At 69.5% G+C, this 23,449-nt stretch carries 25 protein-coding genes; 15 read left to right on the top strand and 10 right to left on the bottom strand.

Features of this window, described 5'->3' with window-relative positions; all coding sequences use genetic code 11:
• Window positions 1–39 precede the first annotated feature (39 nt).
• The 4 genes from JYK17_RS17365 to JYK17_RS17350 all read right to left on the bottom strand — a co-directional run bounded on the left by JYK17_RS17365 (window position 40) and on the right by JYK17_RS17350 (window position 2,905).
• Window positions 40–678, bottom strand: a complete 639-nt coding sequence (locus tag JYK17_RS17365) for a hypothetical protein (RefSeq protein ID WP_261995841.1) — start codon at window positions 676–678, stop codon at window positions 40–42.
• 22 nt (window positions 679–700) lie between these two features.
• Window positions 701–910 carry a hypothetical protein gene (locus tag JYK17_RS17360; protein ID WP_222810692.1) on the bottom strand — a complete coding sequence of 70 codons (210 nt, stop codon included), beginning with the start codon at window positions 908–910 and terminating at the stop codon, window positions 701–703.
• Window positions 911–1,186: 276 nt separating this feature from the next.
• Entirely contained in the window at window positions 1,187–1,774 is a 588-nt protein-coding gene (locus JYK17_RS17355) for an HD domain-containing protein (RefSeq protein WP_222810691.1), read from the bottom strand.
• 12 nt (window positions 1,775–1,786) lie between these two features.
• Entirely contained in the window at window positions 1,787–2,905 is a 1,119-nt protein-coding gene (locus JYK17_RS17350; protein ID WP_222810767.1) for a helix-turn-helix domain-containing protein, read from the bottom strand.
• Window positions 2,906–3,061: 156 nt separating this feature from the next.
• Here JYK17_RS17350 and JYK17_RS17345 point away from each other — a divergent pair, with 156 nt between their 5' ends.
• The 7 genes from JYK17_RS17345 to JYK17_RS17315 all read left to right on the top strand — a co-directional run bounded on the left by JYK17_RS17345 (window position 3,062) and on the right by JYK17_RS17315 (window position 7,227).
• Window positions 3,062–3,589, top strand: coding sequence for a hypothetical protein (locus tag JYK17_RS17345; protein ID WP_222810690.1), 528 nt, complete (start codon window positions 3,062–3,064; stop codon window positions 3,587–3,589).
• The gene (locus JYK17_RS17340) at window positions 3,586–4,068 is read left to right on the top strand and encodes a hypothetical protein (RefSeq protein ID WP_222810689.1); all 483 of its coding nucleotides are present in this window, start codon (window positions 3,586–3,588) and stop codon (window positions 4,066–4,068) included. Before JYK17_RS17345 ends, JYK17_RS17340 begins: the two co-directional genes overlap by 4 nt.
• A gap of 24 nt (window positions 4,069–4,092) precedes the next feature.
• Window positions 4,093–4,281 (top strand): hypothetical protein, encoded by a 189-nt coding sequence (locus JYK17_RS17335; RefSeq protein ID WP_222810688.1) that lies wholly within the window; start codon window positions 4,093–4,095, stop codon window positions 4,279–4,281.
• Window positions 4,282–4,357: 76 nt separating this feature from the next.
• Window positions 4,358–5,464 (top strand): radical SAM/SPASM domain-containing protein, encoded by a 1,107-nt coding sequence (locus tag JYK17_RS17330; protein ID WP_222810687.1) that lies wholly within the window; start codon window positions 4,358–4,360, stop codon window positions 5,462–5,464.
• 11 nt (window positions 5,465–5,475) lie between these two features.
• Entirely contained in the window at window positions 5,476–6,198 is a 723-nt protein-coding gene (gene tmk, locus JYK17_RS17325; protein WP_261995840.1) for a dTMP kinase, read from the top strand.
• Complete coding sequence (locus tag JYK17_RS17320) at window positions 6,083–6,880, top strand: endonuclease/exonuclease/phosphatase family protein (protein WP_372465157.1); 798 nt, start codon at window positions 6,083–6,085, stop codon at window positions 6,878–6,880. The genes tmk and JYK17_RS17320 overlap by 116 nt, the downstream gene beginning before the upstream one ends.
• Window positions 6,881–6,912: 32 nt before the next feature.
• Complete coding sequence (locus JYK17_RS17315; protein WP_222810686.1) at window positions 6,913–7,227, top strand: MazG-like family protein; 315 nt, start codon at window positions 6,913–6,915, stop codon at window positions 7,225–7,227.
• A 31-nt stretch (window positions 7,228–7,258) separates the two neighbouring features.
• On the opposite strand, the gene JYK17_RS17310 is transcribed toward JYK17_RS17315, so the two are convergent.
• Together JYK17_RS17310 and JYK17_RS17305 are read right to left on the bottom strand one after the other, a co-directional pair.
• Entirely contained in the window at window positions 7,259–7,543 is a 285-nt protein-coding gene (locus tag JYK17_RS17310) for a helix-turn-helix domain-containing protein (RefSeq protein ID WP_222810685.1), read from the bottom strand.
• Window positions 7,544–7,776: 233 nt separating this feature from the next.
• Window positions 7,777–8,022, bottom strand: a complete 246-nt coding sequence (locus JYK17_RS17305) for a DNA-binding protein (RefSeq protein ID WP_222810684.1) — start codon at window positions 8,020–8,022, stop codon at window positions 7,777–7,779.
• A gap of 386 nt (window positions 8,023–8,408) precedes the next feature.
• Here JYK17_RS17305 and JYK17_RS17300 point away from each other — a divergent pair, with 386 nt between their 5' ends.
• The 5 genes from JYK17_RS17300 (at window position 8,409) to JYK17_RS17280 (ending at window position 12,917) form a co-directional block, all read left to right on the top strand.
• Complete coding sequence (locus JYK17_RS17300; protein WP_222810683.1) at window positions 8,409–9,602, top strand: tyrosine-type recombinase/integrase; 1,194 nt, start codon at window positions 8,409–8,411, stop codon at window positions 9,600–9,602.
• Between the two features lie 20 nt (window positions 9,603–9,622).
• Window positions 9,623–10,939 (top strand): bifunctional 3-oxoadipate enol-lactonase/4-carboxymuconolactone decarboxylase PcaDC, encoded by a 1,317-nt coding sequence (gene pcaDC, locus JYK17_RS17295; RefSeq protein ID WP_222810682.1) that lies wholly within the window; start codon window positions 9,623–9,625, stop codon window positions 10,937–10,939.
• Window positions 10,940–10,965: 26 nt separating this feature from the next.
• Window positions 10,966–11,601: an MBL fold metallo-hydrolase gene (locus JYK17_RS17290; RefSeq protein ID WP_108006507.1), complete on the top strand. Its 636-nt coding sequence runs from the start codon at window positions 10,966–10,968 to the stop codon at window positions 11,599–11,601.
• Between the two features lie 50 nt (window positions 11,602–11,651).
• On the top strand, window positions 11,652–12,431 hold the full coding sequence (locus JYK17_RS17285; protein ID WP_222810681.1) for an exodeoxyribonuclease III: 780 nt from the start codon (window positions 11,652–11,654) through the stop codon (window positions 12,429–12,431).
• Window positions 12,432–12,509: 78 nt separating this feature from the next.
• Window positions 12,510–12,917, top strand: a complete 408-nt coding sequence (locus JYK17_RS17280) for a DUF6278 family protein (RefSeq protein ID WP_108006503.1) — start codon at window positions 12,510–12,512, stop codon at window positions 12,915–12,917.
• Window positions 12,918–13,229: 312 nt separating this feature from the next.
• On the opposite strand, the gene JYK17_RS17275 is transcribed toward JYK17_RS17280, so the two are convergent.
• Together JYK17_RS17275 and JYK17_RS17270 are read right to left on the bottom strand one after the other, a co-directional pair.
• A complete protein-coding gene (locus JYK17_RS17275; RefSeq protein ID WP_108006501.1) occupies window positions 13,230–14,795 on the bottom strand; it encodes a CocE/NonD family hydrolase in 1,566 nt (521 codons plus the stop codon).
• 116 nt (window positions 14,796–14,911) lie between these two features.
• Complete coding sequence (locus JYK17_RS17270; RefSeq protein ID WP_108006499.1) at window positions 14,912–15,673, bottom strand: hypothetical protein; 762 nt, start codon at window positions 15,671–15,673, stop codon at window positions 14,912–14,914.
• Between the two features lie 105 nt (window positions 15,674–15,778).
• On the opposite strand from JYK17_RS17270, the gene ggt reads away from it, so the two are divergent.
• Window positions 15,779–17,593 carry a gamma-glutamyltransferase gene (gene ggt, locus JYK17_RS17265; protein WP_128801542.1) on the top strand — a complete coding sequence of 605 codons (1,815 nt, stop codon included), beginning with the start codon at window positions 15,779–15,781 and terminating at the stop codon, window positions 17,591–17,593.
• Window positions 17,594–17,642: 49 nt separating this feature from the next.
• Here ggt and JYK17_RS17260 read toward each other — a convergent pair whose 3' ends face one another.
• Window positions 17,643–20,165 carry an ATP-dependent Clp protease ATP-binding subunit gene (locus tag JYK17_RS17260; RefSeq protein WP_128801541.1) on the bottom strand — a complete coding sequence of 841 codons (2,523 nt, stop codon included), beginning with the start codon at window positions 20,163–20,165 and terminating at the stop codon, window positions 17,643–17,645.
• A 530-nt stretch (window positions 20,166–20,695) separates the two neighbouring features.
• Complete coding sequence (map, locus tag JYK17_RS17255) at window positions 20,696–21,475, bottom strand: type I methionyl aminopeptidase (RefSeq protein ID WP_222810680.1); 780 nt, start codon at window positions 21,473–21,475, stop codon at window positions 20,696–20,698.
• Window positions 21,476–21,532: 57 nt separating this feature from the next.
• On the opposite strand from map, the gene JYK17_RS17250 reads away from it, so the two are divergent.
• A complete protein-coding gene (locus tag JYK17_RS17250) occupies window positions 21,533–21,784 on the top strand; it encodes a helix-turn-helix domain-containing protein (protein ID WP_108006491.1) in 252 nt (83 codons plus the stop codon).
• A gap of 199 nt (window positions 21,785–21,983) precedes the next feature.
• Window positions 21,984–23,441: a hypothetical protein gene (locus JYK17_RS17245; RefSeq protein WP_222810679.1), complete on the top strand. Its 1,458-nt coding sequence runs from the start codon at window positions 21,984–21,986 to the stop codon at window positions 23,439–23,441.
• The last annotated feature ends 8 nt before the right edge of the window (window positions 23,442–23,449 follow it).

Raw genomic sequence — 23,449 nt, 5'->3', positions numbered from 1 at the left:
CCACCCCCGACGGGGGTGGGGCCCACCTTGCCGTTTCTCCTACGCGCCAGTACGTACGCCGTAGCGTTCGACGAAGACCTCGACTGTTGCGCGGTCCCTTCGCATGGCTGCCATCAGCTGGTTCTTGCGGAACCTTTCACGGCCGGCCTCGAGGACCTTCTCGTAGCCGTCGCGTGCTTGCACCAGCCGCTCGACGACGAGGAACTCGATGACGTCCTCCAGGCAGGGCCTGAACCGCTTCCCGCCGACCGGGAAGTGCAGCTGGGCCAGGGACCGCCCCGGGTCGCATCTGGGATCGTTGACCGCGTCGAAGAGATCGGAGCGGGCGTCGATCTGCAGGTGCGCGTCCGGGTAGCCGTCGGGCTTGTCGCGCTCGTAGTCGTAGTGGCACAGGCCATGCTTGGCGTCTTGAGAGCCGAAGACACCGAAGAACGATTTGTGGACCATGAGGTGCTCGCGCTCGGCATCCAGACGCAGCTGGAAGCTCACGTCCATCCACAGGCCGGTCTTCTCGCGCTTCGGCTTGAGAGGGAACCGCTGGGCGGTCATGGTGTGCTTGCTGACGAGGTGCCCGAGCGTGAAAAGGCGGTCGTCGCCCTTGGAGAGCGCAACCGCCTTTATCTGTACGTGACTGGCGATGGTGCTGTTCAGAAGAGACTGGATCTCTTTGCCGAACATGTTGGTCTGGTCACGGAGCCTGTCAGAGATCAAGTGCGCCGCCGATTGATACCCATAGCGTTTGGGCCTGCGCCGAGCTGAACTCGCGCCGGCGGGCCATCTCACGCAGCTGTGCGTACGTCAGCCCTAGTCGTTCCAGGGCCTGGTACGCGGCAGCACGGAACTCGTCTTCCGACAGCTCAGTGATGATGTCGTCGTCGTGCTCGGCTGCGCGCTGTTCTTGGATGGTCATCCGAATCGCCCCTACCCCCCAGTAGCTTTCTCGATGACAGTAGTGTCCCCCAAGGGTCTGACACTGTGACCCAGGTCACTAGATCAAGTCCAGCCACTGACCGCTCTTGATGGATTCTTCCCACGTTGGTGTGAGTCGCACGCGTGCAATTGCCCAGTTTTACGGCTCACAAGCCCGAACGGTTCACCCCCAAGACGAAAGCCGGCCCCCAGCCTCACACTGAAAGCCGGCCCCCGAAGCAGGCGCCACCGACGCCCCCGACTTCTACGGCACGGTCTACGCGCCGCCCTCACCGAGCGCCGCGCGCAGCCAGTCCAGCGAGCCTGACGCCAGCACCGCGTCGGCCAGCTGCTGGCCGCTCTTGGTCACGATCCGCCCGCGGCTGTTGTCGATCCACCGCTGCGCATTCCCGTAGCCCTGCGACCTGTACTCGACGCCCTGAATCATGCACTCCAGCTTGTCCGCATCCCGTGCACAGACAGCCTCCGGGGACTCTTGCTCCTCGTACTCGGCAACGACCTCGACGACGGCCTGGGCCAACTCCTGGGGAAACCCGGCGACCTGGTCGGCAGTGATGGCACGCGGATCGACCTCGCCCTGCGTGTACTTCTTCCCCAGGTGATTGACGTCGCCGGTGCGCGTCTCCTGCGAGTCGTGCCAGACAGCGAGGAAAGCGGCCCGCGCCGGGTCGGCGCCCTCGAGCTTGGCGATGATGGAAGCGATCAGCGCAGTACGCCAGGAGTGCTCAGCCACGGACTCGGGGTCACGCACGCCGGCCATCCACCAACCGGTGCGCTTCGCCGCCTTCAAGGTCCCCGCCTCGTACAGAAACCGTGCTACCGCAGGCAGGCCCTCATCAGCCACTGTGGTCTCCTCTCACGCCTCATTGAGGCGGATCGCGTACCGGATACCTTCGAGCTCCCGGCGCGCCCGCGCCGACAACTCCCGGCTATCCAACATCACGGGGAGCCTGTCGCGAAGTGCCCTGCTTGCTGCACCGGACCGCAGCAGTTGAGGCCGGACCGTGAGCAGCGACCAGACGCTGTGGATGTTCAGCGCGACGAAGCCGTGCTCCGCCTTGAAGCCTGCGGCGAGATGGTTCAGGAGCTTCTCGCCGTGCCAGGAGCCCAGCGCGGCCGAGGCGATGAAGTCGTCGGAGAGCTGGATGTGAGGACTCTCGCCGAGCCAGTAGGCCCAGTACGCAAGGTTCGCCCTCTCACTGGCGTCGTCGTCGGTGAGCGCACGGTCGATGAAGAACTCCATGCGGTCGGTGTCTCCCTGCCGTGCGCTGACAGCGGCAACGGAACGGCTGTTGAGCCAGTCCGTGAGCCATCCGCTCGGACGCTGCACGGACTGCTGGTGAGCCAGCCAGTCCGGGGTGTCCTCACTGTCGTCGTAGCCGGCCAGGTACAGGGCCTGCCGGCGCAGGAGGAACTGGTCCTCGCCGCGGGCTTGTTCAGCCGTCGATCGCATCCGGGCAAAGAACGTCTGGCGGTCACCGGCAGCCAGCTCCGGTGCGGTCGGGACGGGCCCGCGGCGCTGCCGGGGCGGGGCAGGCAACGCCCGTACAGGCTCGGGGGCAACGCCGTTGAGGGGCCACGCCAGAACCTCCACCAGGTCGCGCTGGAGGACCCAGGAGCCCAACGGGGCGGTCTCAGGCTCGTAGACGTCTTCCAGGGCCCCCGTCAGCAGGACGTCCGCCTCCAGAGCACGCTCGAAAGCGGCCAGCAGAGCCGGCGTGGTGCCCATCGCAAGTAACCGGTGGCGGAGCATCAGCATCTGCCCCACCGGCACGGCAGTAAGGGAGCGTCGCCCCGACTCCCAGCCCGCGACCGTGTCCGGCGAAACACGCAGGTGCCCCGCCGTTTCTTCCTGGGTGTAGCCCTGCTGCTCACGCATGATGCGGAAGACGTAGCCGGAGATCACCCCGATACGGGAGCGCGAATTCGACGAACCCTGACTGCCGGTCGGGGTTCCTGAAGATCGTGAAGGCATGCGTGCAGGTCTCCTCGCGGCGAGCGCCAAGTAACCCGTACTGAGGGTCACTTCTGGGCTTGACCTCGGCTTTCTACGGTCGTACCCACCACCGATCGAGCGTAGTAGGGAGGCGGTCACGTTGGGTACCGAAGCCGAAACTCCGCGGAGTGGCTGATGTCCGAGACGCAGAACGACGGGATGGGGAGCATCGTGCCCGGGACGGACGTCGCCGTTGCCGAATGGCTCCTGACAGCAGCCCACGATCTCGGCGAGGCCACCGAGGACTGGCGCAAGTGCGGCATCGCCGTATTGGACTGCGGACTCGCCTTCTCCGTCCTCACCATCCCCGCCCCCACCATCTACGCCGCGGCCCACACCAGTGAAGCGGACGGCGTTGCCCGCTACCTGGCCAGCGCACTCGGCGGCGGCCCCGCATTCGTCAGCACCGACGGTGACAGCTACTACGTCCTGGTCCCGCCGGACGTCGAGCAGGAGACGCTCCCGCCCGGCGTCCAGTGCCTGGGTCGCTCCGCGCTGCTCTCCGTGCCGCGCCCGGATCTCACCGACCCCAGTCAGCACGCCCACGCCTCCTACTGGGCCGTGCCGATGGCCGGCCCCGGCGCCCTGTGCCCCACCGGCGCGGCGATCCAGGTAGCCACCGCCGGCCGGTACCGGCAAACCCAGCAAGGAGAAGACCAATGACCGAGCCCGCGTACCGGATCATCGAGTGGCTGGCGCGGGTGCACGGCCAGCCCCGGAAGGCCGAGGCCGAGTGGCAGGCCCAGGGGGTCGCGCTGCTGCCGATGGGGGATCGCCTGTCCGCTATCCGTCTGCGGGGCGAACTCGTACACGCGGCCTGCGGCACCGATGACCCGGGACAGGTCGCAGCCGCGCTCGCCGAGCTCCTCGACGGCGCCGTGATCCGCGACCGTCCCCCAGCGGACGTCACCTACTACGCACTCATCGAGGCGCACGCCGGCCTTGTCTGGGACCGCGAGGACCACGCCCCCTGCCTGGGCGATGGCTTCTACCTCGGGGTGCCCGCCCTGCACAGACTCGCCCCACCCGGGCCCTACTGGGTCCTCCCGCCCCGCCGCGAAAGCGACCTGTGCCGGCCCCAGGCCGTACGAGACCTCATCGCCACCGGCCTGGAACGCCTGCACCCGGCCGAGTGCCGCTAGCACTGCCTTGGAAGGAGTCTTCCGATGAAGCGGCAGTGGATCAGGGGCGCTTGCTGGCTCGGCTGCGAGCGCTCCGGACTGCCAGTGATCTACCTCGGGCCGGTCCAGTGGGACGGCCAGCATGCCCCTTTCCACGCGTGCGCGGACTGCCTCGAGCGCCTGATGCGCCAGGCGAACACCTTCTTCATGCACCGGCAGCCCACCGCTGTGTGAGATCAGCGCCCGTCCCGCTCGTGCCGGCCCTGACGCACGAGCGGGACGGGATCCACACAGTCCCAGGAGGACCGACATGACCACTCGCCCCATCATCACCGCGGACACCGCGGCGTCCTGCTACTTCCGCACGTCCGTCGAGCCCCCGTACCGCAAGGCCCTCATTCAGATCTGCGAGCCGTGCAACGAAAAGTGCGCGCACTGCTTCGTCTCGGCAACCCGCCGCGGGAGCTACATGAGCCTGTCCGACGTCCGCGGACGCCTCGTGCCACAGCTCGCGGAAGCCTGCGTCAACCGCATCACGCTTACGGGCGGCGAGCCGTTCATGCACGCCGACCTGATCCAGATCACCCGCGAGTTCTGCGAAGCCGGCATGGGCGTCGGTATCTGCACCAACGCCACCATGGTGACCGACCACCAGATCGACGTCCTTGCCGGGCTCGGCGTGCACATGAACGTCTCCCTCGACGGGTTCTCCGCCGAGTCCCACGGCAAGTTCCGCGGCCGCCCTGAGGGGTTCGAGGAGACCGTCGCCACCGTCCGCAAGTTCGGCCAAGCCGGCATCCTGCAAGGCCTGCTGTGCACGCCGAACAACCTGGCCGAGGACGAGGAATACGCGCAGCTTTGTGCCTTCGCCCGGGACCAGGGCGCCTCCTACGTCCTGATGAACCCGCTCGGCCCGATAGGGCGGGGCGCCAACGCGGAGCGCAAGCTGCGTCGCCCGGACGACCACATGCGGCACATCCGCGACCTGACCATGCCATTCGTCGACGACGGCCTGGACATGGTCCACATCCGGTTTCCCAACGACGACAAGCCCTTGAGTAACTGCGAAGCAGGCCGGATCATCTACGTCTTCACCCAGGGCGAGGTCGCCGTCTGCCCGTACCTTGTCTTCGCCGCGCGGACGAAGGTGTCGCAGCACGACGACACCGACTTCATCGTCGGCAACGTGTGGGAAGACGACAACATCGCCGACCGACTGGATGCGTACGACTTCCACGAGCGGTGGCAGGTCGGCGCGAACGACACGTGCGGCGGCTGCTCGATGAACTCCCGCTGCGGCAAAGGCTGCCCAGCCGCTGTGGTGGCCGCCGGTCACCGCATCGGCGCCGTGGACAGCGAGCAGTGCCCCGTCGTACCCCCGCAGTCCCGCGTGCTCCCCGTGATTGCTGCCTCATGAGCGGCTCAGGGATGCTCATCACCCTTGAGGGACCGGGCGGTATCGGGAAGTCCACGACGACAGCCGTTCTCGCATCAGTCCTGCGGGACTCAGGGCTCACAGTCTGCGTGACACGCGAGCCGACTGACACGCCGCTGGGCACAATCGCCCGCCAGGGCACCGACACCTTCCGAGGCCGGGCAATGGCGCACCTTATCGCCGCCGACCGCTACCAGCACCTCGACGAGCAGATCAGGCCGGCCATGCTGCGCGGTGAGATCGTCGTCTGCGACCGCTACGTCGCCTCCTCGCTCGTCCTGCAGGTGCTGGACGGCCTCGACCGCGACACCGTCTGGCAGATGAACGAGGCTGCGGACCGCCCAGACCTCGCGGTCTTCCTCACCGCACGTCCTGACGTGATCAGCTCCAGGCTCGCCCACCGCGGCGCTCACAGCCGGTACGAGCGCGAACCCGGCAGCACCGCGAAAGAGCACAGGCTGTTCATCGAAGCCGCTACCTTCCTCAAGGACCAAGGCGTTGAGGTCCTCGAGCTGGACGCGACCGCCACCGACCCCGACACCCTCGCGCGCCTCATCGCGGGCGAGGTCCTCGCACTACGGAGCAACAAGCCTCATGACGCTGGATGCGCTCACGTTCAACCTCAACAACCCCTCCCAGGAACGAGCGGAGCGACAGCTCTCCTACCTGGCGTCCCGGCCGGAACAGGTCCTCGTGCTGACAGAGACAGCCAATAGCGCCGGCTGCCAGCACCTGGCACAGCACTTCACCGACGCCGGCTACCACGTCCAGTTCCCGCTCCCGGAGCGCGGTGAGCGCGGCGTGATGATCGTCAGCCGCCTCGAACTCACGCCGAGCGACATCCGGTTCGAGTACCTCCCACACCGCGCCGTCGCAGCCACAGTCAACACACTGACCGGGCCGGTGGAGATTCTCGGGCTCTATGTCCCTTCACGCGATGCCAGCCCCGCCAAGACACAGCGCAAGAAGCGGTTCCTCGAGCAGGCGCGCCATACGATCCCCGCGGGCGAGGAGGAGACCCACCGGATCGTGATGGGCGACTTCAACATCCTCGAACCGAATCACCACCCCAAGTACCCGTTCTTCCGGCCCTTCGAGTACGACTTCTACTCATGGCTGGACCGTAACGGCTACCAGGACGCCTTCCGCCGTCTGCACCCCGACGCCGCCGAGTACTCCTGGGTCGGGCGAACCGGCGACGGCTACCGCTACGACCACGCCCACGTGTCCGCAGGCATCGCGGACTCCCTGCGCGGCTGCTACTACATCCACGAGCCACGGACCGCAGCGAACCGGCTTACAGACCATTCCGGCCTGGCTGTCCAGCTCGACCTGGTCCCGGTTGGCGCCTTGCCAGTGCAGGACCCGCAACGCGTCGCCACGAAGGCACTGTTCTGACCCGCAGCACCCCCCACCTCAGGAAGGACACGATGGAAGCAACATGGGAGCGCCTTCAAGGCCTCGTCGACTGGCTCGACGAGAAGAGCCCGGTCACAGGAGACACCGCGAAGCTGATGCGCGTGCTCAAGATCGGCGAAGAGTTCGGGGAGGTTGCCGAGGCCGTCCACGGAGCGATGGGAGCGAATCCCCGCAAGGGTGCCAGCCACACCTGGGACGACGTCCACAAGGAACTGTCAGACGTGGCTATCACCGCCCTGATCGCCTTGGCCTCACTTACCTCTGACGCTCCGAAGGTCTTCGACGAGCGGCTCCAGCACATCGTCGAGCGCGTTCAGACTTCCTGACCTCACACCATCGGCGGCCCGCCGTCGGCCCTCAGAGGGTCGGGCGGGCATCCCGGTGGGCGTTGCGCAGGTCCAGCTCTAGCGATCCACTCACCAGGAGCGACACGGGCACATCGAGCGCATCGGCCATCCTCAGCAGCATCGACAGCGCTGGATCCCGCTGCGCCGTCTCATAACGGTGCACCGACCGGCGATCGATCTCGATCAGGTTCGCCAACTGCTCCTGAGACAGCTTTCGGTGACGCCGCACCGTACGGATCCGCTCTCCGATGGCGCGCCGACGAAGAACGATCCAGTCGGGTTCCTGCTCAGGCACCCCACAAAACTGATTGGCAAAAGATCATGTGTCAGTGCCCAATTGGGCACTTTTCAAGGGCGGATAAAAATGCTTGAATACTGACTTCTCGCCAGGATCATGATTTGGCTTGAAACCCGCTGCTCCCGGACCCCGAGTGGCGTGCCGCCTCACTCCATGCTCCGCAAAGCTCCAGGTGAGGCGGCCCCGCCTGGGGCCGGCGCCGCGTCGCCGACCCCAGGCAAAGACGGTTGTCAGCCAGTGGCCGGCGTCAGCGCCTGGTCGGCGTCACCTGTCTCCAGGAGCCGCACCAGCGAAGCCGTCACCACGCGCCGCACCCCCGAGATGGGGAGCGTGCGCACCGGAGCCGAACCGGCCCTGACCTGCTCGTAAAGCTTCGTCTTGCTCACGCCCATCGCGGACGCTGCGTCGATGACGCTCACCGTCGCAGGCCACTTGCGCACTTCGTCGAGGGTCGGGGCCTTCTTGTGCTTGCTCATTCGGCGACTCCCTATCGCGGTACCACCCGGGGTCGTCGCCAGGCATGCGCTCCTGGCGGTGCGGTAAGCGCCGCAGCTCTCGCGGAACCGGCGAGTCCCTCCGGGAATTCACGGATTCTGTGACCCGGCATGGACGGTAAGGCATCATATGGAACGCGTGCAACTAACTCACGCGCACGCAAGTTGCGGCGAAGGAGGTGACCTGACCGAGCGCACCCGGCAGGCACCGTCTGCCGGAGACAGCACCGCCCGTGCCCCCTGCTCAGCCATCGCCCGCTCTACGGCGCCAGCCGTGGAGACCACCAGCCAGTCCCGGCGCCGGCGCAACCCGTCCACCACAGGAGCGGGGAGCTGCCGGCAGGGTCCGACCCTGCAAGGGAATCCCCATGTCTGACCCGATCAAGGAGATCAAGCTCCCGAGCGGCAAGAAGCGTTACCGGTTCGTCCTGGACATCGGGCGCAGGCCGGACGGCGGCCGCCGGCAGCTGACCGTCACCAAGGACACGCGCAAGGAAGCCAAGGCCGAGTACGCGCGGCTCGTCAACGAGAAGAACTCCGGCACGCTGATCGTTCCCAACAAGATCACGCTCGACGAGTGGATCGACCAGTGGCTCGCGCTGAAGGCCGAGGACCTCGAGGTCACGACCATGAACTCCTACATGACGACGCTCAAGCCAGTCCGCGCGCGGCTCGGCCACATCCCGCTCCAGCAGCTCACGGAAGAGCAGGTCGTGGACTTCGTCAAGTGGATGCTGGCCGAAGGCCGAGTCCGTCACCGCCCTGGCACCGGGCTGTCCACGACGACGGTGGACATGGCGCTCGGCAGGCTGAAGGAACTCCTCAACCGCGCGGTGACCAAGAAGCTCGTCCGTATCAACGTCGCCTCCGAGGTGTCGATCCCGCGTAAGGCCCGCAAGGCCGAGCGGAAGGCGAAGATCGACGTACCTCCGTGGAACGTGGAAGAAGTCCGCACCTTCGTCGCCGGCATCCTCGACGAGCGCTTCTACGCACCACTGCTGCTCAGCCTGCTCGGGCTTCGCCCCGCGGAAGTCTGCGGCCTGCGGTGGGAGCACATCGACCTCGACGCCCGGACACTGCAGGTCGCCAGCACCCGGACGCTGATGAACAACTCGATCGTCGTCGAGAAGGACACCAAGTCACAGGCGAGTGACCGCGGACTCCCGCTCCCTGCTCCGCTGTGGGAGGCGCTGAGGAAGTACCGGGCGGTCCAGGCCGCGGAGAAGCTCGCGGCCGGAGCCGATTACGTCGACTCCGGCTACGTGCTTGTCGACGAGATTGGCGTGGCACTCAACGGCAAGCACTTGCGCAAAGCGGCCTACCGGCTCATGGGCAAGCTCGGGATGCGCCAAGTCCGTTTGTACGATGCTCGGGCCAGTTGCCTGACCTACCTGGCGAACCAGGGGGTGCCGGAGCACATCCTGGCGAGGTGGGCCGGGCACACGAACCCGAAGACGACGCGGAAGTACTACGTGAAGCCAGACGTCGAGGATCTTCGCGGGGCCGCCGCAACGTGGGAGGGCCTGCACGGGGTCCCCACCCAGCAGCGTGAGAAATTGTGAGATATGAGAACGTGAGTCGAGTGAGTGAGACGACTGCCACCCAGCTGCAATACCGCCTTGACGGGCCAGAAGACGCCCCGGTCCTGATCCTCGGTCCCTCACTGGGTACCACATGGCACATGTGGGACCGGCAGGTGCCCGAGCTGACGAAGCAGTGGCGCGTCTTCCGCTTCGACCTTCCCGGACACGGCGGCGCGCCCGCGTACCCGGTGGACTCGGTCACCGAGCTCACCTCGCGGCTGCTGGCCACGCTGGACGGCCTCGGCATCCAGCGCTTCGGCTACGCGGGCTGTGCGTTCGGCGGTGCGATCGGGCTCGAACTGGCGCTGCGCCACCCCGAGCGGATCGCCTCGCTCACGCTGATCGCCGCCTCGCCCCGGTTCGGCACGGCGGACGAGTTCCGCCAGCGCGGGGTGATCGTGCGGACCAACGGGCTCGACCCGATCGCCCGTAGCTCCCCGGACCGCTGGTTCACCCACGGGTTCGCCGCCGCGCAGCCCGCGATCACCGAGTGGGCCGTGCAGATGGTGCGCACCACGGACCCCGGCTGCTACATCGCCGCCTGCGAGGCGCTGGCCTCCTTCGACGTACGGTCCCAACTGAGCGGGGTCGAGGTGCCCACCCTCGTCCTGGTCGGCTCCGAGGACCGGGTCACCGGCCCCGCCGAGGCGCGCACCCTGGTCGCCGGCATCCCCGACGCCCGCCTCGCCGTGGTCCCCGGCGCCTCCCACCTCGTGCCGGTCGAGCAGCCCGCGGCCGTCACCGACCTGCTGGTGCGGCACTTCTCCTCCGACTGGAGACCCGCGTTCGACTCGACCACCGGCCAGATGGCCATCCCCGCCGCCCCGGTCAAGCCGGTCCTGACCGCGCCCGCGCGGCCCGCGGCGCCCCGGCAGCCCGCACCCGTGGCCGAGATCGCGGCCCCGGTCGCGGTGCCCGGTCCGACGGGGGGACGGCCCGATCCGTACGACGCCGGGATCAAGGTGCGCCGCGAGGTGCTCGGGGACGCGCACGTCGACCGGACGCTGGGGCAGGCGGACGAGTTCTCCACGGACTTCCAGGAGTTCGTCACCCGGTACGCGTGGGGCGAGATCTGGGACCGTCCCGGCCTCGACCGGCGCTCGCGCAGCTGTGTGACCCTCACCGCCCTGATCGCGGGCGGCCACACGGACCAGCTCGCTCCGCACATCCGCGCCGCCCTGCGCAACGGCCTGACCCCCACGGAGATCAAGGAGGTGCTGCTGCAGGCGGCCGTGTACTGCGGCATGCCGGCGGCGGGCAGCGCGTTCCGGATCGCCCAGCAGGTCATAAGGGAGGAGACCACGCCCACCGAGTGACGCCCGCAAGGGGCAGGATGGGAGTCATGAAGCTCACGAAGAAGTCGCACAGCTGCGTCCGTCTCGACAAGGACGGGCGCGCGCTCGTCCTCGATCCCGGCGGCTTCAGCGAGGAGGACGCCGCGGTCGGCGCCGACGCGATCCTCGTCACGCACGAGCACGGGGACCACTTCGACGAGGGGCGGCTGCGGGCCGCCATGGAGGCCAATCCGGCCGCCGAGATCTGGACCCTCAAGTCCGTCGCCGACCAGATCTCGGCCGCCTTCCCGGGTCGGGTGCACACCGTCGGGCACGGCGACACGTTCACGGCCGCGGGCTTCGACGTACAGGTCCACGGCGAGCTGCACGCCGTCATCCACCCGGACATCCCGCGCATCACCAACGTCGGGTACCTCGTCGACGGCGGCAGCGTCTTCCACCCCGGCGACGCCCTCACCGTCCCCGACCACCCGGTCGAGACGCTGATGCTCCCGGTGATGGCCCCCTGGAACAAGATCTCCGAGGTCATCGACTACGTCCGCGAGGTCCGCCCGCAGCGCGCCTACGACATCCACGACGCCCTGCTCACCGACCTGGCCCGCCCGATCTACGACCGCCAGATCGGCGCCCTGGGCGGCGCGGAGCACCTGCGGCTCGCCCCTGGTTCCTCGGCCGAGGTCTGACCGAACCGGGCGGGACCGCGCTGTCGGACCCGCCCGGTAGGTTGTGAGGCATGCGCATCGCGACCTGGAACGTGAACTCGATCACCGCCCGCCTGCCGAGGCTGCTGGCCTGGCTGGAGAGCAGCAGCACGGACGTGCTCTGCCTCCAGGAGGCCAAAGTGTCCGAGGAGCAGTTCCCCTTCGACCAGCTGCGCGAGCTGGGCTACGAGGCGGCGGTGAACGCGACCGGCAGGTGGAACGGCGTGGCGGTGCTCTCCCGCGTCGGCCTGGACGACGTCGTCAAGGGCCTGCCCGGCGACCCCGGGTACGAGGGCGTTCAGGAGCCTCGCGCCGTCTCCGCCACCTGCGGCCCGGTCCGCGTCTGGTCGGTGTACGTGCCCAACGGCCGCGAGGTGGACCACCCGCACTACGCCTACAAGCTCCAGTGGTTCGAGGCCCTCAGGGCGGCCGTCGCCGGCGACGCGGCCGGCAGCCGCCCGTTCGCGGTGATGGGCGACTACAACGTGGCGCCGACGGACGACGACGTCTACGACGTGGCCGCCTTCGAGGGCCTCACCCATGTCACCCCGGCCGAGCGCGCCGCCCTGACGTCCCTGCGCGAGACAGGCCTCTCGGACGTCGTCCCGCGCCCCCTCAAGTACGACCACCCCTTCACGTACTGGGACTACCGCCAGCTCTGCTTCCCCAAGAACCGCGGCATGCGCATCGACCTCGTCTACGGCAACGAACCGTTCGCGAAGGCCGTCACCGACTCCTACGTCGACCGCGAGGAGCGCAAGGGCAAGGGCGCCTCCGACCACGCGCCGGTCGTGGTGGACCTGGACGTGTAGCACCGACACGACATCGCCGCGAAGTGACCGCCCGCGCGCCTGTGGTGCGCACGCCGGTGCGAATGACACGCTGGGTGTATGAAGATCCCTTTTCTGGGCCACCCGAATGAGAAGCACGGCGTTCCCGACCCGGAGGGCATCGCCGAACTTCTCTCCGAGTGCGAGCTGCTGCGTTCCCAGGCGTCCCGGGAGGGCGTCCGACTCGACGACTCCGCCGACTCGTTGGAGGCGCTCGACCAGTTGCTGCCGCGCTGGCGCGACGACGAGGAAGTGCTGCACTGGCTCGGCAACGACGCGGGTCTGTATCTGGGCACCGTCCTCGTGCGCACCGTGCCCGGCGCCGCCTGGGCGATCTGGCCGAGCGGCCAGCCGGTCGTACGGCTCGCCTCCGGCCGCGAGTTCGACGTCGTGGCCTCGGGGCACGAATGGGCCTCCAGCGGCGTGCCGGAGCTCTCGCAGCTGTACGGCGAGGTCGCGGAGGTGTGACGCCATGGACCTAAGATCGACGTAAATACGGCTAATGCCCGAAAAGTGCGTGTCGTGCCATAAGTGATCCATTGTCCGGATAGTTTGCGGCCAGGACGACACAGCTGAAAGTGGGTAGGGCTGCGTATGGCCGTCGATCCGTTGATCGAATTCCATGACGTCAACAGGTACTACGGGGGAGTTGCATGCGCCGACCAGTGTTCCCGCCGGCTTCTGGGCCCCGCAGGGCCCGCCGACCGACCACCGCGTGACGGCGTGAGAATCCTCAAGCACTGAGCCGAAGAGCCCCACCCGCCCGGCGCCGGCCGGAGATCACTGCTTGCGCAGCGGAATCGACACGTACGACGGGTCGTCCGCCGGCGAGGAGAAGGTCAGCTGAGCGCCGGACGGGTTGTGCTCGATGTAGAGCGGGTCGACCGTGTCGACGACCAGGGCGAGCCGGTGCCCTGCCGGGACGTCGTAGGCCGTGGAGAACAGCTCCAGGTCGAGGTCGAACGGCTTTCCGGGCGTGCGCCCGTGGAAGGTGTACGGCGCGTTGCTGACCAGCTTGCCGAGGCCGAGCGGCCCCACGTCGTACAGGTAGGCGACGAGGGTGCCGCTCTCCTTGGTCGGGGTGACCGTGGTGTGCAACGTGGCCGTACCGCGGATCTGCTGGGCCGTGCCGTACCTCTGCGACTGCCACACGGCGGCCCAGCGGCGGGGGAGCAGGGGGATCGAGGCGACGGGGGGCAGCTTGGCCACCTGGTCGAGGATGCTGGACAGGAACACGATCCCGCCATCCGCGCCCGAGTCGACGTTGGTGTGGATCGTGGTGGTGCCGCCGAGGGCGATCTTCCGCTCGGTCGCGGCCACCGACTTCCAGTCCGGGTAGCCCTCGTAGCCGCCCGTGGAACGGGACTTGAGCCGGACCGGCTGCTCCCGGTCGACGCCGTTGTCGGCGCCCTTGAGGTAGTGGTCGAACCAGCGCCCGGTGTCGGTCCACACGTCGTTGGGCAGTCCGAGCAGCCCGGTCAGCTCGGCGGTGGCGTGGTCGCCGGGGCGCAGCTCCAGCCGCTTGGGGCCCTTCAACTTCTCGTAGAAGTCGGCGTACTGGTTGGGCGGGAAGATCGTGTCGCCCCAGGCGTTGGCCATCATGACCGCGGCGCCGTTCTTGTTGAGTTGGTCCACGTATGTTGCGGGCGAACGTTTCTTCCCCCAGTTGATGAGGTCTTGTTCCTTGGCCAGGTTCGAGGCGTAGAAGTCGTTGAAGACCTGGCGGACCTCGGGGTCCTGACGGCCGGTGACCAGGCTCGCCCCGTCCAGCAGCGCGGCGGCCTGGACGTGCTGGGTGCGGCCCGAGTAGATCGAGCCGATCAGGTCGGCCCAGCCGCTGAGGGCCGCGACCGCCTTGATGCGCTTGTCGTGCGCGGCGGCGATGAGGCTGATGCCAGCGCCGTAGGAGACGCCCGCCATGCCGATGTGCCGTGAGTCGGCAGGGGTGTTGGCGAGCGCCCAGTCGATGACCTTGGAGGCGTCGGCCGTGTCGGCCGGTCCCGCCACTTCTATCTCGCCGCCGGACTGCCAGAAGCCGCGGACGTTGTAACTGACCACGACATAACCGGAGTTGGCGAGCTTCTGGGCCTGTGCGAGGTACTCGACCTGGGGCAGGGCCCAGCTCGTGGGGAGCACGAGCAGCGGGTAGCGGTGTGAACCGTCCGCGCCCGCGGGCGTGATGACGTTCGCCTTCAGGACCGTGCCGCCGTCGCCGGTGATGTCGACGAAGCGGATGCCGTCCGCGGCCTGTGCGGCGGGGGCGAGCCCGAGGGCACTGCCGGCGATCAGCGTCGCCGACACGGCGCCCACGGCGGTCGTACGCAGGGCCTTACGAGCGTGTCCCACGGGCCACTCCTCACTCGTGTAAGTGCAAAGTGACCAGACGGTAACCTCGGGTGCCTACCGCAAGTAACCCGTCGGTAAGTTACGTGCCAGTAACGATTGTTGAATTGTGTCGGATCTCAGGACGCGCGGTGCGCATTGCGCGCAGCTGTGCTGGTCGCGGGCAACTCCGTCCGCGCCGCACGCGTCACGTCCGCCACCAGCTCCACCACATCCGGGCCGTACGCCTGCGAGTTGACGACCTTCAGCAGGACGACGAAGGAGCTGTTGCCGTGCTTGCGGGCGAGGCGTTCGTGGTTGCGGGCCAGATAGCGGGTGGCGGCCTGGTTGGTGATGGCGGTCTGACCGCAGAAGAGGAAGACGGGGCGGGTGTTGGGGCTCTGGCCGACGGTCAGCCGGGCGAGGAGCGCGTACTCCTCCCTGCCCGGCTCCACCCGGTAGCGCTCGGTGCCGACCTGGAAGGCGCCGCGGTCGGGGCCGGGTTCGGCGTCCACGTTCACCCGCACCCCCGGAAGCATGGAGGCCAGATGCGCCACCATGCGCCGGTTGGACGCGGGGCCGCCCACGCAGAACTCGGTGCGCTCGCCGAAGCCCTGACGGGCCGCGTCATGCGCGAGTATCTGGGCGTGGGCGTTGCAGTCCTTGATGAGGGCCGCGAGTTCGAGGAGAGCGAACACGTCGTAGCGCATCACCGTCAGTTCGGGCCCGCCGGCGCCCCGGTTCACCACCAGCAGCGACTCGGAGTTGTCCGGCAGCCCGAAGAACGCCTGCTTACGGCGGAGCCTGCGCTTCCACAGGTAGGTACGGGCCAGCCAGCCGAGCGCGGCGGACAGCCCGGCGGCGACCACACCCAGGACGATGTTGCGTACGTCGTCAGTCATGTGCGCGCATGGTAGCGGGCCCCGGGAAACCCGTGTTCGAGTCGTTCCTGACGAGAGCATGTCGTTGGATTAAGCTGCGCGGACGGTCCCTCACCGGAGGTGCGCATGCGTCGTCCTGTGGCACGGAAACTGTCGGTCCTGGCGGTCTCTGCCGCCGTGGTGTCGGTGGGAGCGGCGGCGCCGCCCTCCGCACCGGCGAGCAGCACTCCCACGAAAGTCCCGGTCGCCGTCGGCTACGGCGGCGCGGTCTCCAGCGTCGACGCGGACGCCTCCGCCGCGGGCATCGAGGTCCTGAAGAAGGGCGGCAACGCCGTCGACGCGGCCGTCGCCACCGCCGCCGCCCTCGGCGTCACCGAGCCCTACTCGTCCGGCATCGGAGGCGGCGGCTTCTTCGTCTACTACGACGCCAAGTCCCGTACGGTGCACACCATCGACGGCCGCGAGACCGCGCCGCTGAGCGCCGACTCGAACCTCTTCGTGGAGAACGGCAAGCCTCTCTCCTTCGCCGACGCCGTCAGCAGCGGGCTGAGCGTGGGCACGCCCGGCTCACCCGCCACCTGGCAGACCGCGCTCGACCAGTGGGGGAGCAGGAGACTCGGGACGGTGCTCGAGCCCGCCGAGCGGATCGCCCGCCACGGCTTCACCGTCGACGACACCTTCCGCTCGCAGACCGCCTCGAACGAGACGCGCTTCCGCTACTTCCCGGACACGGCGAAGCTGTTCCTGCCGGGCGGACGGCTCCCGGAGGTGGGCTCCACCTTCAAGAACCCCGAACTGGCCCGCACTTACCAGGAGTTGGCGAAGAAGGGCGTCGGCGCGATCTACCACGGCGACCTCGGCAGGGACATCGTCCGCACCGTGAACAAGCCGCCGGTCGATCCTTCCTCGGGCTGGAACGCCCGCCCCGGCAAGCTCTCCCAGAAGGACCTCGCGGTCTACCGCGCCAAGCTGCAGGCGCCCACGAAGACCTCGTACCGCGGCCTCGGCGTCTACTCCATCGCGCCCTCCTCCTCCGGCGGCACCACCGTCGGCGAAGCGCTCAACATCATGGAGAAGACGGACCTGTCGAAGGCGAGTGAGGCCCAGTATCTGCACCACTACATCGAGGCCAGCCGGATCGCCTTCGCGGACCGCGGGCGCTGGGTCGGCGACCCCGCCTTCGAGGACGTACCGACGAAGGACCTGCTCTCCCAGCGGTTCGCCGACTCGCGGGCGTGCCTGATCAAGGACGACGCCGTGCTCACCAGCCCGCTGGCGCCCGGTGATCCGCGGCATCCGGCGCCGTGCGCCTCCGGCGGTACGGCGGCTCCGACGACGTACGAGGGCCAGAACACGACCCATCTGACGGTGGCCGACAAGTGGGGGAACGTCGTCTCGTACACGCTCACCATCGAGCAGACCGGCGGCAGCGCGATGACCGTGCCGGGCCGCGGCTTCCTGCTCAACAACGAGCTGACGGACTTCTCCTTCACCCCCGCCAACCCGGCCGTGCACGACCCGAACCTGCCGGGGCCGGGCAAGCGTCCCCGGTCGTCGATCTCGCCGACGATCGTGCTGGACCGGCACAACAAGCCGGTGGTGGCGCTGGGTTCACCCGGTGGGGCGACGATCATCACCACCGTGCTGCAGACGCTGACCGAGTTTCTCGACCGGGGGCTGCCGCTCGTGGACGCGATCGCGGCGCCGCGGGTGAGTCAGCGGAATGCCGCGACCACGGAGATGGAGCCGGCGCTGTACAACGACACCAGTCCGTCCGGCCTCAGGGCTCAACTGGAGGGTATTGGGCACTCGTTCACGTTGAACCCGGAGATCGGGGCGGCGACTGGAGTGCAGCGGTTGCCGGGTGGGAAGTGGTTGGCTGCGGCTGAGACCGTGCGGCGTGGGGGTGGGTCGGCGCAGGTGGTGGAGCCTGCGCCGTAGTTGGGCGGCTGCGGGTGCGTGGGGGCTGGTCGCGCAGTTCCCCGCGCCCCTAAAGGCGTTCAGCTGTACGGAACTCCAAGTGGTTGTCCGTCATGTCCACCGTCACTCGGCCGCCCTCCTGGATCCGGCCGTCCAGCAGGAGCCGGGAGAGCTGGTTGTCGACCTCGCGTTGGATGGTGCGGCGCAGGGGGCGGGCGCCGTACTCGGGCTGGTGGCCCCGTTCGGCGAGCCAGTCCACCGCCGCGTCCGTGAACTCGACCGTGATGCCCTGCGCCTGCGTCAGGCGGCGGGTCTTCTCCAGCAACAGGTTGGTGATCTGCCGGAGTTGATCGCCCGTCAGGCGGCGGAAGACGACGATCTCGTCGATGCGGTTGAGGAACTCCGGGCGGAAGTGCTCGCGCAGCGGGCGCAGGATCTGCTCGCGCCGTGCCTCCTCGTCGGCGTCCGCGTCGCCCGGTCCGAAGCCGATGCCGGTGCCGCGCCTGCCGATCGCCTCGGAGCCCAGGTTGCTGGTCATCACGATGACCGTGTTGGTGAAGTCGACCGTGCGGCCCTGGGAGTCGGTCAGCCGTCCGTCGTCGAGCACCTGGAGCAGGATGTTGAAGACGTCCGGGTGCGCCTTCTCCACCTCGTCGAGCAGGAGCAGCGAGTACGGGTGGCGGCGTACGACCTCGGTCAGCTGGCCCGCCTCCTCGTGGCCGACGTAGCCGGGCGGGGCGCCGACCAGCCGGCTGACGGTGTGCCGTTCCTGGTACTCGCTCATGTCCAGGCGGACCATGCGCTCCTCGCTGCCGAAAAGGGCCTCGGCGAGGGCGCGGGCCAGCTCGGTCTTGCCGACGCCGGTCGGCCCGAGGAAGAGGAAGCTGCCGATCGGCCGTTCCGGACTCGCGAGCCCGGCGCGGGAGCGCAGGATCGCCTCCGAGACCACGCTGACGGCCTCCTCCTGCCCGACGACCCGCTCGTGCAGATGTTCCTCCAGGCCGAGCAGCTTCTCCTTCTCCTCCTGGGTGAGGCTGCTGACCGGGATGCCCGTCTGCCGGGAGACCACCTCGGCGATCGCCTCGGCGGTGACCTCCAGCTGTCCTTCGTCGGCCCTGTCCCCGTCGCCGGTGTCCGCGACGCGCTGCTTCAACTCCGCGATTCGGTCGCGCAGTTGCATCGCCCGCTCGTACTGCTCGTCGGCGACCGACTGGTCCTTGTCACAGGTCAGCTGCTCGATCTCGCGCTCCAGGGCGCGTACGTCCGTGCCCTTCGTGCGCGCCCGCAGCCGCACCCTGGCGCCCGCCTGGTCGATCAGGTCGATGGCCTTGTCGGGCAGCCGCCGGTCGGTGAGATAGCGGTCGGACAGCTCCACGGCGGCGACCAGGGCCTCGTCGGTGTAGCGGACCTGGTGGTGCGCCTCGTAGCGGTCGCGCAGCCCGCGCAGGATCTCGATCGTGTCCGGCACGGACGGCTCGGGCACCAGGATCGGCTGGAAGCGGCGGGCGAGGGCCGCGTCCTTCTCGATGCGGCGGTACTCCTCCAGGGTCGTGGCGCCGACGATGTGCAGTTCGCCGCGGGCCAGGGCCGGCTTGAGGATGTTGCCCGCGTCCATGGTCCCGCCGCCCTCGCCGCCGCTCCCGGCGCCGACGACGGTGTGCACCTCGTCGATGAAGACGATCAACTGGTCGGAGTGCGCCCGGATCTCACCGACGATGTTGTTCAGGCGCTCTTCGAAGTCGCCGCGGTAACGGGTGCCGGCGACGACGCCGGTGAGGTCGAGCGCGACGACCCTTCGCCCGATCAGCACGTCGGGTACGTCCCCGTCGGCGATCCGCTGGGCGAGGCCCTCCACGATGGCGGTCTTGCCGACGCCCGCGTCACCGATGAGCACCGGGTTGTTCTTGCCGCGCCGCGACAGGACCTCGATGGTCTGCTCGATCTCCTCGTCGCGTCCGATCACCGGGTCGATACGGCCCTGCCGGGCCAGGTCGGTGAGATCGCGGCCGTACTTGTCGAGGGTGGGCGTACCCGTGGCCGGCTGCTCGCCGCGGCTCTGGCCGGTCTCCGGTGCTTCGGGCGGCCGTCCGGTGGGCGCGAAGCGGGCCGAGTTGAGGATGTGGCCCGCGGCCGAGTCGGGGTTCGCGGCCAGGGCGCTGAGGACATGCTCGGGGCCGATGTAGCCGGCGCCGCCGGCCCGCGCGAGGTCGTGCGCGTCGAGCAGGGCGCGCTTGACCGCGGGGGTCAGGGAGAGCGAGGTGGGCGGCGGGGCCTCCTCGGCCGTGTGCTGGGCCGGGCCGGAGCGCTCGTCGATCTCCGTGGCCAGGGAGTCGGGGTCCGCACCGGCCCGGCTGAGCAGGCTCCGGGTCGGCTCGGCGGCCAGCGCGGCCCGCAGCAGATGCTGGGTTTCGAGGTCCCGGCTGCCGTGCTCGGCGGCGTACTGCGCGGCCTCGCGGACCAGCTCCCGTGCGGGTTGACTGAGCAGTCTCCCGATGTCGATCTGACGGGGCCCCGGGCGGGGGCCGCCGAAGAAGCGGGCGAGGAATTCGCCGAAGGGGTCGTAACCCTCAGGACCACTGAAACCGCTGCTCATGGCCTTCCGTTCCGGCGTCCCGACGGGCGGTCCGGGACGCGCTCGCTGATCGACGTGCCGGCCCGTGCGAGTGCCCCGACAGGGCCCGGTTCACACCACCTTCGCACGCCGAATGGGCGGGGGCACGTTCACGGACACCCGGGGTGTGCCCGCACGTTCACGGGTGCGGGGGGCATTGTGCCCGCTCGCCCCGGGTGCCCCCCATCTGTGAGCCGTGCCGGGCCGCCCGTGCCGGACCGGTCCCGTGTCGGTCGGTCCGTGCCGGATCACTCCGCGTCAGCCCGCCTGTGCCGGACCGCCCCGTGCCGGTCCGTTCGCCGGATCACCCGCGTCAGCCCACCCGTGCCGGACCGCCGAGTCGGACCACCCCGTGTCGGTCCGTACGCCGGACCACCCGTGCCCGTCCACCCCGTGCCCGGCCAGTCCGTGCCGGACCGCTTGCGTCAGCCCACCCGTGCCCGACCACACCGTCCCGGCCCACTCGCGTCAGCCCATCCGGGCGTCAGCCCACCCATCCCGCTCCACCCGTCTCAGCCCACCGGCTTCCGCTCGGTCAGGATTCGTGGCCCGGCGTTTGTGATCGCCACCGTGTGTTCGGTGTGGGCTGCGCGGGAGCCGTCGTTCGTGCGGAGGGTCCAGCCGTCGGCTGCCGCGTGGTAGTCGTCGCTTCCGCCGGCGATCAGCATCGGCTCGATCGCGATGACCATGCCGTGACGCAGGGGGAAGCCGCGGCCCGGGCGCCCCTCGTTCGGGACCCCCGGGTCCTCGTGCATGGCGCGGCCCACGCCGTGCCCGCCGAAGTCCTGGGGGATGCCGTATCCGCCGTCCCGGCACACCGTGCCGACCGCGTGCGCGATGTCCCCGACGCGGTTGCCGACGACCGCCGCCGCGATGCCCGCGGCCAGGGCGCGCTCGGCCGTCTCGATCAGCCGTACGTCCGCCGGGTTCGGCTCACCGACGACGAAGCTGATCGCCGAGTCGCCCACCCAGCCGTTCAGTTCGGCACCGCAGTCGATCGAGACCAGGTCGCCGTCGCGCAGCCGGTAGCCGGTCGGGACGCCGTGCACGATCGCGTCGTTCACGGAGGCGCAGATCACGGCGGGGAAGGGGACCGGCGCGAAGGAGGGGCGGTAGCCCAGGAAGGGGGAGGAGGCACCGGCCTCCCGCAGCACCCCGCGGGCCACCTCGTCCAGCTCCAGCAGGGAAACACCCACGTCGGCTGCGTGCCGAACGGCCGTCAGGGCCCGCCCGACCACCTGTCCCGCTTCGTACATGGCGTCGATCGATGTATCTGTCTTCAGTTCCACCATGCCAATTAATATACCGGCTTGTTCGACCGGCTTGAAATCCCGGCTTAGAATGACGGCATGGTGCGCACCCCTCTCACCCCCGAAGAGCGTGAACGCGGCGAGCGGCTCGGCCGGATGCTCCGTGAAGCCCGTGGCGGCCGGAGCATGACGGACGTGGCCGCACAGGCGGGCATCTCCGCGGAGACGCTCCGCAAGATCGAGACCGGGCGAGCCCCGACCCCGGCCTTCTTCACCGTCGCCGCGCTCGCCCGCGCCCTCGGCCTGTCCATGGACGATCTGGTCGAGCGGTGCGCGCTGCTGCCCGTCTGAGGTCGCGCTGCTGCCCGTGTGAGGTCGCGCTGCTGTCCGTGTGAGGCTGCGATGCTTTCCGTGTGCGGGGCCGCGCGCACCTGTCGCGATCGCCCGCCGAGGTGTCTGCACGCCGCTCGAAAACTCCCCGTAGCACCGCCGTAACACAACTGGTGTTGCCTACGGGACCGGAGCACTCCGGTCAGGCGGGAGTCGAGCGATGGCTGTGGATCAACTCCCGGGCCGGGTCCGGGAGTTCGCGAACTACCTGAACGACCTGCTGGCGCGCCTCGACCAGCGCGGCGGCTGGTGCGCCGTGTTCTGGCAGCGCGACCCCGACGGTATGCGGGCCTGTCTCGACGGGCGTGAGGTGCCGCCCTGGGACGTGGTGGAGGCACTGCTGCATGACTTCGCCACGGTGTACGGTCCACGGGCCGCTACCGGCGAACAGGAGCGGGCGCGCCCCCTGCACGCCGCCGCGATGTCCGCGTACGACGACCGCCCCGGCGGCCGGGAGGCCCTCGGTGACCGGTTGGACGCGATGCTCCGCGAACAGCGCCTCGCCGCCGAACGTCAGGCGCAACTGGGCCGCCGGCTCGCAGCCGCCGCCACCCGGCAGGAGGCCGATACCCTCCGGCTCGACCTCGCCTGGGCCCACGACGACCACGAACGGGCCACCGCCCGCTGCGCCGAACTCCGCTCCCGCATGGCCGAGTTGGACACTCGCCTCCGCGCGCGCACCCCGCCCCGCACCCCCGAGCCGGAGCGTCAGCTCCGGCCCACCGCTCCGATCGAGCCCGTCCTCACCCGCACCGCTCCGATCAAGCCCGCCCCCACCCGCACCGCTCCGGTCGAGCCCACCCCCACTCCCCGCTCGACCGCCCCCGAACCCCCAGTCACCCCCGAACCGGAGCCCCCGGCCCCCGTCGACGCCCCACCCCCCGCCCCCGCCCGGCGCAAGCGTCGCCGCGGCAGCGCCCGCTTCGCCGGTCTGGCCGACGAGGAGGCCGCCCCCGTCGTCGTACCGCCCGGTGCGACCCCGGTCCCGTCCGATCGCGGCGCGGACGGGCGCACCCCGCGCGGTGCCCGGTTCGCCGGGGCCGCCGAGGCTCCCGACGGGCCGGAGCCGCAGGTCGAGGCGGTGGACGCGGACGGGGTGCGCGAGGTCGCGGGCGTCGTCGACAGGCTCGTACGGCTGCGGGCCGAGGGTCGTAGCGGCGAGGCGCACGTGCTGCTCGCCGAGGCCGCCCAGTGGCCGCCCGCCCGCCTCCCGCTGCTCGCCGACGCGCTGTGGAACGCCGGGCTCGGCGCCGACTGGGCGACCCTGCTGTGGGAGACCGTGTCGCTGCCCGTGGAGCGGCTGGTCGCGGTGGCGGACGCGCTGGCCGCGGCCGGGCGCGGTGGCGACGGCGAGCAGATCCTGCGGCAGGGCGTCGCGCGGCCCGCCGACGAGACCGGGCGGGCCGTGCTGGCGCTGGCCGCCGAGGGCCGCCACCGCGAGGTGCGGGCGCTGCTCGACGCGTACGTCCACGTCCGTACCCCCGAGGAGGCCGCCCGCAGCGCCGGGCCCGACCCGCAGATCCTCGTACCGCTCCTGCTGGAGGCGGCGCGGGGCGTCTCGGAAGAGCGACACTGGGATCTGGTGCACGCCCTCCGGGTCGCCGGACTCGCCCCCTGACACCCTCC

This window comes from Streptomyces plumbidurans, from assembly GCF_019857225.1.
Classification (GTDB): Bacteria; Actinomycetota; Actinomycetes; order Streptomycetales; family Streptomycetaceae; genus Streptomyces; species Streptomyces plumbidurans.
This window is presented reverse-complemented; position numbering and strand designations above follow the sequence as displayed.

Bases quoted from the DNA above. Each gene is read 5' to 3' on its own strand.
- tmk (WP_261995840.1), top strand. From the start codon at position 5,476: ATGCTCATCACCCTTGAGGGACCGGGCGGTATCGGGAAGTCCACGACG.
- JYK17_RS17330 (WP_222810687.1), top strand. From the start codon at position 4,358: ATGACCACTCGCCCCATCATCACCGCGGACACCGCGGCGTCCTGCTAC.
- JYK17_RS17250 (WP_108006491.1), top strand. From the start codon at position 21,533: ATGGTGCGCACCCCTCTCACCCCCGAAGAGCGTGAACGCGGCGAGCGG.
- JYK17_RS17350 (WP_222810767.1), bottom strand. From the start codon at position 2,905: ATGCCTTCACGATCTTCAGGAACCCCGACCGGCAGTCAGGGTTCGTCG.
- JYK17_RS17285 (WP_222810681.1), top strand. From the start codon at position 11,652: ATGCGCATCGCGACCTGGAACGTGAACTCGATCACCGCCCGCCTGCCG.
- ggt (WP_128801542.1), top strand. From the start codon at position 15,779: ATGCGTCGTCCTGTGGCACGGAAACTGTCGGTCCTGGCGGTCTCTGCC.
- JYK17_RS17270 (WP_108006499.1), bottom strand. From the start codon at position 15,673: ATGACTGACGACGTACGCAACATCGTCCTGGGTGTGGTCGCCGCCGGG.
- JYK17_RS17365 (WP_261995841.1), bottom strand. From the start codon at position 678: ATGTTCGGCAAAGAGATCCAGTCTCTTCTGAACAGCACCATCGCCAGT.
- JYK17_RS17315 (WP_222810686.1), top strand. From the start codon at position 6,913: ATGGAAGCAACATGGGAGCGCCTTCAAGGCCTCGTCGACTGGCTCGAC.
- JYK17_RS17260 (WP_128801541.1), bottom strand. From the start codon at position 20,165: ATGAGCAGCGGTTTCAGTGGTCCTGAGGGTTACGACCCCTTCGGCGAA.
- JYK17_RS17335 (WP_222810688.1), top strand. From the start codon at position 4,093: ATGAAGCGGCAGTGGATCAGGGGCGCTTGCTGGCTCGGCTGCGAGCGC.
- JYK17_RS17290 (WP_108006507.1), top strand. From the start codon at position 10,966: ATGAAGCTCACGAAGAAGTCGCACAGCTGCGTCCGTCTCGACAAGGAC.
- JYK17_RS17245 (WP_222810679.1), top strand. From the start codon at position 21,984: ATGGCTGTGGATCAACTCCCGGGCCGGGTCCGGGAGTTCGCGAACTAC.
- JYK17_RS17360 (WP_222810692.1), bottom strand. From the start codon at position 910: ATGACCATCCAAGAACAGCGCGCAGCCGAGCACGACGACGACATCATC.
- JYK17_RS17305 (WP_222810684.1), bottom strand. From the start codon at position 8,022: ATGAGCAAGCACAAGAAGGCCCCGACCCTCGACGAAGTGCGCAAGTGG.
- JYK17_RS17300 (WP_222810683.1), top strand. From the start codon at position 8,409: ATGTCTGACCCGATCAAGGAGATCAAGCTCCCGAGCGGCAAGAAGCGT.
- JYK17_RS17345 (WP_222810690.1), top strand. From the start codon at position 3,062: ATGTCCGAGACGCAGAACGACGGGATGGGGAGCATCGTGCCCGGGACG.
- map (WP_222810680.1), bottom strand. From the start codon at position 21,475: ATGGTGGAACTGAAGACAGATACATCGATCGACGCCATGTACGAAGCG.
- JYK17_RS17340 (WP_222810689.1), top strand. From the start codon at position 3,586: ATGACCGAGCCCGCGTACCGGATCATCGAGTGGCTGGCGCGGGTGCAC.
- JYK17_RS17280 (WP_108006503.1), top strand. From the start codon at position 12,510: ATGAAGATCCCTTTTCTGGGCCACCCGAATGAGAAGCACGGCGTTCCC.